The sequence below is a fragment of the Streptomyces sp. NPDC014991 genome (assembly GCF_043080665.1).
Classification (GTDB): Bacteria; Actinomycetota; Actinomycetes; order Streptomycetales; family Streptomycetaceae; genus Streptomyces.
In genome coordinates this window covers 159,423-171,446 of the sequence record NZ_JBIBVY010000006.1, presented here as the reverse complement: position 1 = coordinate 171,446, position 12,024 = coordinate 159,423, and the positions used below count along the sequence as shown (strand labels likewise).

At 72.7% G+C, this 12,024-nt stretch carries 12 protein-coding genes; 7 read left to right on the top strand and 5 right to left on the bottom strand.

Annotation, left to right across the window (positions count from 1 at the left end; translation table 11 throughout):
• Positions 1-44: 44 nt before the first annotated feature.
• On the bottom strand, positions 45-893 hold the full coding sequence (gene rsmI, locus ACF1BE_RS12765) for a 16S rRNA (cytidine(1402)-2'-O)-methyltransferase (RefSeq protein WP_392199017.1): 849 nt from the start codon (positions 891-893) through the stop codon (positions 45-47).
• 125 nt (positions 894-1,018) lie between these two features.
• On the opposite strand from rsmI, the gene ACF1BE_RS12760 reads away from it, so the two are divergent.
• From ACF1BE_RS12760 to ACF1BE_RS12750, 3 genes are all read left to right on the top strand, one after another.
• Entirely contained in the window at positions 1,019-2,776 is a 1,758-nt protein-coding gene (locus tag ACF1BE_RS12760; protein ID WP_392199016.1) for a dolichyl-phosphate-mannose--protein mannosyltransferase, read from the top strand.
• Positions 2,777-2,907: 131 nt separating this feature from the next.
• Entirely contained in the window at positions 2,908-4,533 is a 1,626-nt protein-coding gene (locus ACF1BE_RS12755) for a penicillin-binding transpeptidase domain-containing protein (protein ID WP_392199015.1), read from the top strand.
• Positions 4,534-4,629: 96 nt separating this feature from the next.
• Complete coding sequence (locus ACF1BE_RS12750) at positions 4,630-6,297, top strand: penicillin-binding transpeptidase domain-containing protein (RefSeq protein ID WP_392199014.1); 1,668 nt, start codon at positions 4,630-4,632, stop codon at positions 6,295-6,297.
• A gap of 9 nt (positions 6,298-6,306) precedes the next feature.
• On the opposite strand, the gene ACF1BE_RS12745 is transcribed toward ACF1BE_RS12750, so the two are convergent.
• A complete protein-coding gene (locus ACF1BE_RS12745) occupies positions 6,307-6,645 on the bottom strand; it encodes an SsgA family sporulation/cell division regulator (protein ID WP_392199013.1) in 339 nt (112 codons plus the stop codon).
• A 149-nt stretch (positions 6,646-6,794) separates the two neighbouring features.
• Between ACF1BE_RS12745 and ACF1BE_RS12740 the strand changes: the two genes are divergently transcribed.
• From ACF1BE_RS12740 to ACF1BE_RS12725, 4 genes are all read left to right on the top strand, one after another.
• Entirely contained in the window at positions 6,795-7,838 is a 1,044-nt protein-coding gene (locus ACF1BE_RS12740; protein WP_392199012.1) for an energy-coupling factor ABC transporter permease, read from the top strand.
• A 1-nt stretch (position 7,839) separates the two neighbouring features.
• Entirely contained in the window at positions 7,840-8,601 is a 762-nt protein-coding gene (gene cbiQ / locus ACF1BE_RS12735) for a cobalt ECF transporter T component CbiQ (protein ID WP_392199011.1), read from the top strand.
• On the top strand, positions 8,589-9,347 hold the full coding sequence (locus tag ACF1BE_RS12730; protein ID WP_392199010.1) for an energy-coupling factor ABC transporter ATP-binding protein: 759 nt from the start codon (positions 8,589-8,591) through the stop codon (positions 9,345-9,347). Before cbiQ ends, ACF1BE_RS12730 begins: the two co-directional genes overlap by 13 nt.
• A 107-nt stretch (positions 9,348-9,454) precedes the next feature.
• Positions 9,455-10,648: a serine hydrolase domain-containing protein gene (locus ACF1BE_RS12725; RefSeq protein ID WP_392199009.1), complete on the top strand. Its 1,194-nt coding sequence runs from the start codon at positions 9,455-9,457 to the stop codon at positions 10,646-10,648.
• Between the two features lie 3 nt (positions 10,649-10,651).
• On the opposite strand, the gene ACF1BE_RS12720 is transcribed toward ACF1BE_RS12725, so the two are convergent.
• From ACF1BE_RS12720 to ACF1BE_RS12710, 3 genes are all read right to left on the bottom strand, one after another.
• Entirely contained in the window at positions 10,652-10,927 is a 276-nt protein-coding gene (locus ACF1BE_RS12720; RefSeq protein ID WP_392199008.1) for a DUF1876 domain-containing protein, read from the bottom strand.
• 95 nt (positions 10,928-11,022) lie between these two features.
• Positions 11,023-11,688 (bottom strand): contact-dependent growth inhibition system immunity protein, encoded by a 666-nt coding sequence (locus tag ACF1BE_RS12715; RefSeq protein ID WP_392199007.1) that lies wholly within the window; start codon positions 11,686-11,688, stop codon positions 11,023-11,025.
• Between the two features lie 21 nt (positions 11,689-11,709).
• A complete protein-coding gene (locus ACF1BE_RS12710; protein WP_392199006.1) occupies positions 11,710-12,009 on the bottom strand; it encodes an RNase A-like domain-containing protein in 300 nt (99 codons plus the stop codon).
• Between the last annotated feature and the right edge of the window lie 15 nt (positions 12,010-12,024).

The window sequence follows — 12,024 nt, the reverse complement described above, 5'->3', positions numbered from 1 at the left end:
TCAGCCCTTTGCCGTCCCATGGGGCGTGAAGTGCACGGACCGGCTCATTCCCCGGCGCGCTTGGCGGCGACGACGGCGTCGAAGACCACCCGCTTGGGCAGCCCCGCCTCCGCCGCGACGGCCGCGATGGCCTCCTTGCGGCGCTCGCCCGCCTCCTCCCGGTCCCGCACCCGGCGGACCAGCTCCGCCGGGCCGACCTCCTCGGGTCCGGTGTCGGGGGCGCCCTCGACCACGACGGTGATCTCGCCGCGCACGCCCTCCGCGGCCCACCGCGCCAGCTCCTCCAGCGGGCCGCGCCGCACCTCCTCGTAGGTCTTGGTCAGCTCGCGGCAGACGGCGGCCCGCCGGCCGGCGCCGAAGACCTCGGCCATGGCGGCGAGGGTGTCGTCGAGCCGGTGCGGGGCCTCGAAGTAGACGAGGGTCCGCCGTTCGTCCGCGACCTCGCGCAGCCGGGACAGCCGCTCGCCGGCCTTGCGCGGCAGGAAGCCCTCGAAGCAGAACCGGTCGACGGGCAGCCCGGACAGGGCGAGCGCGGTGAGCACGGCGGACGGACCGGGTACGGCGGTGACCCGGATGTCCCGCTCGACGGCGGCGGCGACCAGCCGGTACCCGGGGTCGGACACCGACGGCATGCCGGCGTCGGTCACCAGCAGGACGCGCGCCCCGCCGAGCAGGTCCTCCACCAGCTCCGGTGTGCGTGCGGACTCGTTGCCCTCGAAGTAGGAGACCACGCGGCCCTTGGGCGTGACGCCCAGCGCCTGGGTGAGCCGGCGCAGCCGCCGGGTGTCCTCGGCGGCGACGACGTCGGCGCCGGCCAGTTCCGCGACGAGCCGGGGCGGCGCGTCCGCGACGTCGCCGATGGGGGTACCTGCGAGGACAAGGGTTCCAGTCACGCCCCCATCCTCCCAGGAGTCGCGGGGCCGGCTCAGGGCGCCCGGCGGCCGGGGAGGGCGACCGTGTCCCTACCGGTACCGCGCTTGCACGGGACTCGCACAGCGCGGTTCCCTACGATGGCGCGGTGACCAGTACCGCGTCCTCCATGGACCTCCGGCAGGGGCAGGCGCCGCACGACCGGCGGCCGTCGTGGCAGCAGCGGCTGCGCCGCTTCGGGTACGCGCCGCCCGCGGACGCGCCCACGGGCGACGTACGTGACCGGCTGGTGCCGCCGTACGCCGAGCCGAGCCCCCGGCTGTGGCGGGTGTTCGGCGTGCCGCCGGTCCTGGCCGACCGGATCGCCCGCTGGTCGGGCTGGGGCGGGCCGCTGCTGGTGACGCTGATGGCGGGCCTGATGCGGTTCTGGAACCTGGGCCGGCCGGATGAGGTGATATTCGACGAGACGTACTACGCGAAGGACGCGTGGGCGATCGTCCACCGCGGTTTCGAGGTCAGCTGGGACAAGTACGGCAAGACCGCCAACGACCTGGTGCTGCACCAGCACGACCGGATCGGGCTCCCGACGGATCCCTCGTACGTCGTGCATCCCCCGGTCGGCAAGTACGTCATCGGGCTGGGCGAGCTGGTGTTCGGGTTCGACCCGTTCGGCTGGCGGTTCATGACGGCACTGCTGGGGACGCTGAGCGTGCTGCTGCTGTGCCGGATCGGGCGCCGGATGTTCCGCTCGACGTTCCTGGGCTGCCTCGCGGGCGCGCTGATGGCGGTGGACGGGCTGCACTTCGTGATGAGCCGGACCTCGCTGCTCGACGGGGTGCTGATGTTCTTCGTGGTGGCCGCGTTCGGCTGCCTGGTCGTCGACCGGGACCGGGCCAGGGAGCGGCTGGCCGCCGCGCTGCCCGTGGACCCGGACGGCCGGGTCCGCCCGGACGGGCACGTCGCCGACACCTTCCGCTTCGGCCTGCGGCCCTGGCGCTGGGCGGCCGGGCTGATGCTGGGCCTGGCCGTCGGCACGAAGTGGAACGGCCTGTACGTGCTGGCCGCCTTCTGTGTGATGACCGTCCTGTGGGACGTCGGCACCCGCAGGGTGGCGGGCGCCCGCCGCCCGTACGCCGCCGTCCTCAAGTACGACACCGGCCTCGCCTTCGTCGCGACGGTCCCGGTGGCCCTCGTCGTCTACGTGGCCTCCTGGACGGGCTGGATCCTCTCCGCGGCCGACGGCACCGGTGGCTACTACCGCAACTGGGCGGCCACCGAGGGCAAGGGCGGCACCTGGTCCTTCCTGCCGGACTGGCTGCGCAGCCTGTGGCACTACGAGCACGAGGTGTACGAGTTCCACCTGCACCTGTCGCAGCCGCACACGTACCAGTCCAACCCGTGGAGCTGGATCGTGCTGGGCCGCCCGGTGTCGTACTTCTACGAGTCACCCTCCCCCGGCGCCGACGGCTGCCCCGTGGACGCGGGCCAGAAGTGCGCCCGCGAGGTCCTCGCGCTCGGCACGCCGCTGCTGTGGTGGGCGGGCTGCTTCGCGCTGGTCTACGTCCTGTGGCGGTGGGCGTTCCGCCGGGACTGGCGGGCCGGCGCCATCGCCTGCGGCATCGCGGCGGGCTACCTCCCCTGGTTCCTGTACCAGGAGCGGACGATCTTCCTCTTCTACGCGGTCGTCTTCCTGCCCTTCCTGTGCCTGGCGGTGGCCATGATGACGGGGGCGGTGATCGGCCCACCGGGCTCGAGCGACACCCGCCGAGTGGTCGGCGCGTCGGCGGCGGGCGTCCTGGTCCTGCTGATCGCCTGGAACTTCATCTACTTCTGGCCCCTGTACACGGGCACGGCGATCCCGGTCGACTCCTGGCGGTCCCGGATGTGGCTGGACACCTGGGTCTGAGTCACGGTTTCGACAAGATTCGTCGTGATGGCTTCCCCACCGCATAGAGTGCCTGCGGCAACCTGTTTTTGAACGCGTTCAGGAAACCGGGTGCGGCAGCGGCCCGACGGGGACACGGGGAGGAGCGCGCGGTGCGCAGGGGAGTCAAGGCCGGGGTCATAGGCGGCGTGTGCGCGGTGGTGCTGGGCGGTGCCGGTTACGGGGCGTACAACGTGCTGACCGCTCTGGACGGCGACGACGGCGGCAGCGCGACGGTCAGGACCGGGCCGCCCGGCGCCGCCGAGGTCAGGGAGACGACGGCGCGGTTCCTCGCCGCCTGGGAGAAGGGCGACGCGGCGACCGCCGCCTCGTACACGAACTTCCCGGAGGCGGCCCGGCAGCTGCTGACGGCCTACGGCGGCGACGCGCACATCACCAGGGTGCGCGTCACCCCCGGCACGGCCGCCGGCAGGACCGTGCCGTTCACGGTCACGGCGGCGGTGTCCTACGACGGCACGTCGCGACCGCTCGCCTACCGCAGCAGGCTGACCGTCGTACGCGGGAAGACCTCGCACCGCCCGCTGGTCGACTGGCAGCCGTCCGTGGTGCATCCGCGGCTGCGCAAGGGGGACACGCTGGTGACCGGCGAGTCGGCCGCCCCGCCGATCGAGGCCGTGGACCGCGACAACGGCGTGCTGACGAAGCAGAAGTACCCGTCCCTCAGCCCCGTGCTGGACGAGCTGCGCAAGCGGTACGGCGACAAGGCGGGCGGCCGGGCCGGCGTGGAGCTGGCCATCCGTCATGCGGGCGCGGACGGCGCGGGCCGGGCCGACACGCCACTGCTCACCCTCGTCAAGGGCAGGCCGGGCAGGCTCCGTACGACGTTCAGCGCGAAGGCGCAGGCGGCGGCAGAGACGGCCGTGGGGAGGTACCCGGACGCCTCCGTCGTGGCCGTCAGGGCGAGCACCGGCGAGATCCTGGCCGTCGCCGACCACCGCAACGACGGTTTCGGCGCGGCCCTGCTCGGTGAACGCGCGCCCGGCTCCACCATGAAGATCATCAGTGCGGCGGCCCTCATCGACACCGGCAGGACCACCGCGAACGGCCCGGCCCCCTGTCCGGCGTCCGCCGTCTCGATGAGCCAGACCTTCCGCAACCTCAAGGGCCTGACGCCGGACGAGCACGCGACCCTCTCCGACAGCTTCGCCCGCTCCTGCAACACCGCGTTCGTGAAGTTCGCGGACGAGGTGAAGCCGGACACCCTCACCCGGGAGGCGGAGGAGCGGTTCGGGCTCGGGCGGAACAACTGGCAGATCGGCGTGCCGTCCTTCGACGGCCGGGTGCCCGCCGCCGGCGGCTCCGACAAGGCGGCCGGGCTGATCGGTCAGGGCCAGGTCCAGATGAGTCCGCTGAACATGGCCTCCGTCACGGCGACCGCGATGACCGGCACCTTCCGGCAGCCGGTGCTCGTGCCGCTCGCCCTGGACGGCCGCACACCGGCACGCGCGCGCGGGCTGTCGCCGGGCACGGTCGCGCAGCTGCGCGCCATGATGAACCGCACCGCGCGCAGCGGTACCGCGGCGGGTGTGATGGCCGGGTTGAGCGGGAACGTGGGCGCGAAGACGGGTTCGGCGGAGGTCGACGGGGAGGCCAGGCCGGACAGCTGGTTCACCGGCTACCGCGACGACGTGGCCGCGGCGGCGATGGTCGAGGACGGCGGCCACGGTATCGACGCGGCCGGTCCGATTGTCGCAAGCCTGCTACGGAACGCCGGCTGATGTCACCCGCGGAAACGGGGACTCTAAGGTGAATGTGATCGTCAGGACGTGTGAGGGCTGCGGGCAGCCTGAGGAAGGTGCGGAGGAAGTCAGGCCGTGGGCAAGAGAAGGCGTGTCGCCGAGCGACGGAGGACCCGTCCGGCCGTACTCGGCGGGATGATCGCCGTGGTGGTCGGCGGCGCCGCGTTCGGTGCCTACGCGCTCTACGGCGGCGGAGCCGCGGCCGACGAGCGGTCCGCCGCCACAGGTGGCCACAAGCCCGTACGGACCGGCCCGCTCACCGCCGCGGAGGTCCGCACGGCCTCCACCCGCTTCCTCACCGCCTGGCAGCGGGGCAGGATCTCCGAGGCCGCCGCCGCCACCGACGACCCGTCCGCGGCCGGCAGGCTGCTCACCGGCTACGGCAAGGACGCCCACCTGACGGACGTCACCCTCACCCCCGGCCCGGCGAAGGGCGCCGCGGTGCCCTTCTCGGTCAGGGCGACGGTGGCCTACCGGCACCGGAGCAAGCCGCTGTCCTACGGCAGTTCGCTCACCGTCGTGCGCCGGGCGAGCGACGGCAGGCCGCTGGTCGACTGGCACGCCTGCGTGGTCCACCCGGACCTGCGGGACGGCGACACGCTCGTCACCGGCGCGTCCGGCACCCCGCCCGTCAGGGCGCTCGACCGCGACGGCGGCGAGGTGACGGCCGCCCGGTACCCGTCGTTGGGCACGGTGCTGGACGGACTGCGGGAGAAGTACGGCAAGAAGGCGGGCGGCACCGCCGGCGTCGAGCTGCGCGTGGTGCGCGGCAAGGCGTCCAGGGCGGCCGAGCTGTCCGACAAGACGCTGGCGGAGCTGAGCGAGGGCACGGCGGGCACGGTGCGGACGACGCTCAGCCCGGCGCTCCAGACGTCGGCCGAGCGGCAGGTGGCCCGGCGCGCGCGTGCCTCGGTGGTCGTCCTGCGCCCCTCGACCGGTGAGATCCTCGCCGTCGCCAACAGCGGCCACGGCTTCAACACCGCCTTCCAGGGCTCCCTCGCGCCCGGCTCCACGATGAAGATCATCACTTCCTCGCTGCTGATCGACAAGGGTCTGGCCGCCGCGGACCGGACGCACCCCTGTCCGAAGACGGTCACCTACGGCGGCTGGAAGTTCCACAACGACGACGACTTCCAGATCAAGGGCGGCACGTTCAAGGCGAGCTTCGCCCGCTCCTGCAACACCGCCTTCGTCAGCCAGGCGAAGAAGCTGAAGAACGACGACCTGACCCGGCAGGCCCAGCAGGTCTTCGGCCTGTCCATGAACAACTGGGCGATCGGCGTGCCCACCTTCGACGGCTCGGTGCCGGTGCAGTCGGCGGCCCAGATGGCGGCCTCGCTGATCGGGCAGGGCGGGGTGCGCATGAACCCGCTGAACATGGCCTCGGTCGCCGCCACGGTCAGATCGGGCACCTTCCACCAGCCCTACCTGGTGTCCCCGGCCGTGGACCACCGCACGCTGGCCAAGGCGTCCCGCCGGCTGCCGGCCGGGACGCTGTCCCAGCTGCGCGAGCTGATGCGGTACACGGCCGCCTCCGGCACCGCCGCCGAGGCCATGTCGGGCCTCGGCCCGGACTACGGCGCGAAGACCGGCTCCGCGGAGGTCGACGGGCAGAAGAAGCCCAACGGCTGGTTCACCGCCTACCGGGGCGACCTCGCCGCCGCGGGCGTGGTCCAGGCGGGCGGCCACGGCGGCGACACGGCCGGTCCGATCGTGGCGACGCTGCTGCGGACGGGCGGCTGAGCCGGCCGGTCAGATCCGCACGGGCCCGGCGGTGTACGTCCGGCGCAGGAACCTGATCAGCGTCCTGGACTCGAACTGCACCACTTCGACGCCGTGGTCGGTGTGGAACTCGACGATGGCCTGGACGCGTCCGCAGGGCCAGACCCGGACGTCGCCGCTCTGGGCCGGCGTCCGCAGCCCGCGCTCGAGGAGGGCGCGGGAGAAGGTCCACTCGTGCGGTCCGGGAAGGCCGACGCGGACGGACCGGGGGTCGCTGTCGGGGTCGTAGCGCAGCATGACGGGTACGGACCCCGGGTCCTCCTCGTCCGTGATGATGTGGGCGCGCGCGTACTGTTCGACTACCGACATCGGACCGCCCTCTCACGCAACGTGACGTATGCGAAAGCTGTGCATCCGCTTTCCATCCAGAGTCGCACACTTTCCGGATCCCGCCCCGGCGAGAAACGAGACCGGCTCTCTCTTGCAAAGCATTCGCAACAAGGGCCTAAAATCGTACGGTGCACGTACCTGACGGATTCATCGACGCCCCCACCTCCGCGGTCACCGCAGTGGTCGCCGCCGGCGCCCTCGCGGTGAGCCTGCGCGGCGCCCGCCGCGAACTCGACGAGCGGACGGCGCCGCTCGCGGGTCTCGTGGCGGCGTTCATCTTCGCCGTACAGATGCTCAACTTCCCCGTCGCCGGCGGCACCAGCGGCCATCTGCTCGGCGGCGCCCTCGCCGCGATACTCGTGGGCCCGTACACCGCCGTGCTGTGCGTGTCGGTGGTGCTGCTCATGCAGGGCGTGCTGTTCGCCGACGGCGGGCTGACCGCGCTCGGCGTGAACATCACCGACATGGCGATCGTCACCACCGTCGTGTCCTACGCCGTCTTCCGCGGCCTGCTCGCCGTGCTGCCCCGCAAGCGGCGCTCGGTGACCGTCGCCTCCTTCGTCGCCGCGCTGGTGTCCGTGCCGGCCGCCGCGGTCGCCTTCACCCTGATCTACGCGGTCGGCGGCACCACCGACGTCTCCCTCGGCAAGGTCGCGACCGCCATGATCGGCGTCCACGTGCTGATCGGCATCGGTGAGGCGGTCATCACCGCGCTGACCGTCGGCGCCGTCATCGCCGTACGGCCCGACCTGGTGCACGGCGCGCGCGGCCTGCACCAGCGGCTCCGGCTGCGCGTGGACGGCGTGCTGGTGGACGCGCCGGCTCCCGCGGCGCCCGTGGCGGCGCGCACCTCGCGGCGCACGCTGTGGGTGACCGGCCTCGTCACCTCCCTCGTCCTCGCCGGCTTCGTCAGCTTCTACGCCTCCGCCAGCCCCGACGGCCTGGAGAAGGTCGCGCACGACAAGGGGATCGACGCGAAGGCCGAGAAGCACGCCGCGTCCGGCTCGCCGCTCGCCGACTACGGCGTCAAGGACGTCAAGGACGCCCGGCTGTCCGGCGGCCTCGCGGGTGTCATCGGTGTCGGCGTCACGGTCGTCGCGGGCAGCGCGGTGTTCTGGGCGGTGCGCAGGCGACGCACCGACGCCGTCTCCCCCGCGAACACGGCCGTCTGACGTGGGCGCCGGACACGCGCACAAGCTCTACCGGCACGGGCACTCGCCCGTGCACGCCCTGCCGCCGCACACCAAGCTCGCCGCCACGTTCCTGTTCGTGGTGGTCGTCGTGTCGACCCCGCGCGAGGCGATGTGGGCGTTCGCCGGGTACGCCGTGCTGCTCGCCGCCGTCGCGTACCACGCCCGCGTGCCCGCCCGTTTCCTGCTCGGACGGCTGCTGATCGAGGTGCCGTTCGTCGCGTTCGCGGTGCTCATGCCGTTCGTCGCGGAGGGCGAACGGGTGCACGTGCTGGGGCTCTCGCTCAGCGTGAACGGGCTGTGGGGCGCCTGGAACGTACTCGCCAAGGGCACTCTCGGCGTCGCCGCCTCCGTGCTGCTGGCCGCCACCACCGAACTGCGCGAACTGCTGCTCGGGCTCCAGCGGCTGAGGCTTCCGCCGCTGCTCGTGCAGATCGCGTCCTTCATGATCCGCTACGGCGACGTCATCACGGACGAGATGCGCCGGATGCGGATCGCCCGTGAGTCGCGTGGCTTCGAGGCGAGGGGCGTGCGGCACTGGGGCGTGCTCGCCAAGTCCGCCGGCGCGCTGTTCATCCGCTCCTACGAGCGCGGGGAGCGCGTCCACCTGGCCATGGTGAGCCGGGGATACGCCGGCGCGATGCCGGTCATCGACGAGGTGAGCGCGTCCCGCGCACAGTGGCGGCACGCCCTCACCCTCCCCTGCGCCGCCCTCGTCGTCTGTCTGCTGGGATGGGTACTGTGACTGCTTCTCTGGAGGTCTCCGGCCTCGCCTTCGCCTACCCGGACGGGCACCAGGCCCTGTTCGGCGTGGACTTCTCCCTCGCCCGCGGCGAACGGGTCGCGCTCCTCGGCCCGAACGGCGCCGGCAAGACCACGCTGGTGCTGCACCTCAACGGCATCCTCGGCGGCGGCACCGGCACGGTGACCGTTGCCGGGCTGCCCGTCGGCAAGCGGCACATGGCCGCGATCCGGCAGAAGGTCGGCATCGTCTTCCAGGACCCGGACGACCAGCTGTTCATGCCGACCGTGCGGGAGGACGTGGCGTTCGGGCCGGCCGCCGCCGGGGTGAAGGGGGCCGCGCTGGAGGAGCGGGTGCGCACCGCGCTGGAACAGGTCGGCATGCGGGAATTCGCCGACCGGCCCCCGCACCATCTGTCCTTCGGCCAGCGCCGCCGTGTCGCGGTGGCCACCGTGCTCGCCATGGAACCGGAGATCCTGGTCCTGGACGAGCCGTCCTCCAACCTCGATCCGGCCTCCCGCCGCGAACTCGCCGACATTTTGCGCTCCCTGGACGTCACGGTGCTGATGGTCACCCACGACCTGCCGTACGCGCTGGAACTGTGCCCGCGCTCCCTGATCCTCAGCGACGGCGTGATCGTGGCGGACGGCCCGACCGGCGAGCTGCTCTCCGACGACACGCTGATGCGGGCACACCGGCTGGAACTGCCGTTCGGTTTCGACCCGAGGTCCGTCACGACGGGCGCGTGAGCGCCGGGCTGAGAGGCACCTCACGCTCCAGCCCGCCACCACCGAGGAATCGCAGATCCGCAGCCGACGTTGCACCACTGTCGCAGGCGAGGGAAGGGACGGCGGGCGTGGACGTGCACGGCACTGTGGCCGAGGGCTTCGAGCCGGTCAGGGAGGCGTTCGCAGCGAACTTCGCGCAGCTCGGCGAGCGCGGCGCGGCCGTCACCGTCTACCGCGATGGACACCGGGTCGCCCACCTGTGGGCGGGCACCCGAGACATCGACGCCCCGGCCGCCGCGGACGCCCCGGCCGGCGCTGCGCCCTGGGAGGCCGGGACCGCGCAGATCGTGCGCTCCGCCACCAAGGGCGTCGCCGCCGCCGCGCTGCTGCTCCTGCACCAGCGCGGTGAACTGGACCTGGACGCCCCGGTCGGCACGTACTGGCCGGAGTACAAGGCGGCCGGCAAGGAACACACGCTCGTCCGGCACCTGCTCGCGCACCGCGCGGGCGTGCCCGTCCTGGACCGCCCGCTGACTCCCGCCGAGGCGGCCGACCCGGGCCTCGGCGCCGCGGCCGTCGCCGCCCAGGCCCCGGTGTGGGAGCCCGGCACGGACCACGGCTACCACGCCCAGACCTACAGCTGGCTCACCGGCGAACTGCTCCACCGGGTCACCGGCCGCCCCGTGGGCGAGTGGATCGCCGACGAGATCGCCGGGCCGCTCGGCGCGGAGCTGTGGCTCGGCCTGCCGGAGCCGGAGCAGGCACGGGTGGGCCGCGTCGGCCCGCTGGACGCGCCCGCGACCGCCGGTGGCCTCAGGACGCGTCCCAAGCGGGCGGTGGCCGAGGCCTACGCCGACCCGGACTCCCTGACCCGCCGCGCGTTCGCCGCGATCACCCCGCTGCCCGACGAGAACGATCCCGCCTACCGTGCCGCCGCCCTGCCCGCCTCCAACGGCATCGCCACCGCCGACGGGCTGGCCCGCTTCTACGCCTCGCTGATCGGCGAGGTGGACGGCGGCACGCGTCTGTTCACCCCCGGGACGACGGAACTGGCCCGCGCCGAACAGTCGGCCGGAGCGGACCGCGTCCTGGTGGTGAACACCCGCTTCGGCCTCGGCTACATGCTGCACGGCGCCGCGTCGCCGCTGCTCTCCCCCGGCTCCTTCGGCCACCCGGGCCGGGGCGGCGCCCTCGCGTTCGCCGACCCGGACACCGGCATCGCCTTCGGCTACGTGACCAACGGCTTCCGGAAGAGCGTGACGGCGGACCCGAGGGCGCAGGCGCTGGTCCGCGCCCTGCGCACGGTGGTGCTCGCCCGCTGACCGTCACACGTTGATCGGGTGCGAGATCCGCCCGGAGTCCTCGTCGATCTCCTCGTGGGCCTTGGTCAGCAACCGCATGGCCAGCTCATTGAGCGCCCGGGCACCGGCGACCTCCTCGCCGACCCGGGGCTGGTTCGCGTCCACGCGGTGCCGGCTGGCGCGGCCGTGCGCCCGTACCTCGCTGCCGTCGGGCAGGCGCACCATGGCCACCGCGCGTGTGTGCTGATCGTCCTCCATGAACTCCAGCTCGACGTGCCATCCCACAACGGTGTGCATCATGAGAACCACCTCCGAGAACCACTCCTCCCAGGGTGCGCCACAGCACCCCGGCCCGCCATGTCGGCGCCGCCCGTCCCCCTACCCGGCGTGCACCATCAGCCCGGTCCGGGCCCGATGAGCAGGTCGGCGACAAGCGCGAGCCAGGCGTCCGGTGAGTAGGGGGCCGGGGGGTCGACCTCCATGCCCAGCTCGGCGACGGCGACGGCGTAACCGGACTCGTCGAGACCGAGCGCGAGGAGTTCGTGCAGTTCCCCGATCAGCCGGGCGACGAGATGCGGGTCTGTCGACACCCGATAGTCCTCGACGGCGGAGGCGTGGTCGGTGAACTCGTCGGGCATGTCCTGCGAGAACCAGCCACCGAGGAACTGGCCCAGTTCGGGAAAACGGGCTTGCCACTCCCAGTGGGTGGCAGGGATCGCCGGCGGTGGGACCTCGCCGGCCTCGATGCTGCGCTTGATGTGGTCGGCGAGGCAGAGGAGCCACTGTCGGATCTCGCCCTCCGCAAGGCCTGTGTCGGGGATGGCGTAGAACTCCCCGAGTCGCAACCGCAACCGCCCCGGCGGAGTCTCCGCGTAGTCACGCAACTGTCGCTCGGCGATGGCCAGAGCCCACGGTCGGCTGTGCCAGGTCTGCCGGAGGTACGCGGTAAGGGCTGCGCCGGGCCTGTCCGGGGTGTCGTCCGCCGGATGTCCGAGGTAGGCGCGCATGACCTGGTCGAGCTCGCCATAGCGGCGGTCGTGTTCGAGGGGGCTCAGGGGCACGGGGGTCAGCCTCTGCGATCGCTACAGATAGACGGGAAAGGTGGCGTGAACGGCGAAGCCGTGTGGGAGGGAGGCATCCCGCTTCAGAGTGACGCGGGCGGCCCGAACATCGACGGGCTCCCGCCCGGCCAGCATCATCGCCTGCAGCAGGACGCGTCCGACCGGCTCGCGCCGGGACGGCCAGGATGCCTCGATGGTCAGGCGCGAGCGTGTCGACCGGGCGAGCCAGCGGTGGATCAGCTGCTCATTGGCGGTGACGACCTGCTGGGTGGCCCACTGGGCGGTCTCGCGGTCGGGGTACGTCGCGGAACGGGTGCGCATCTTCGGTCCTCTCCT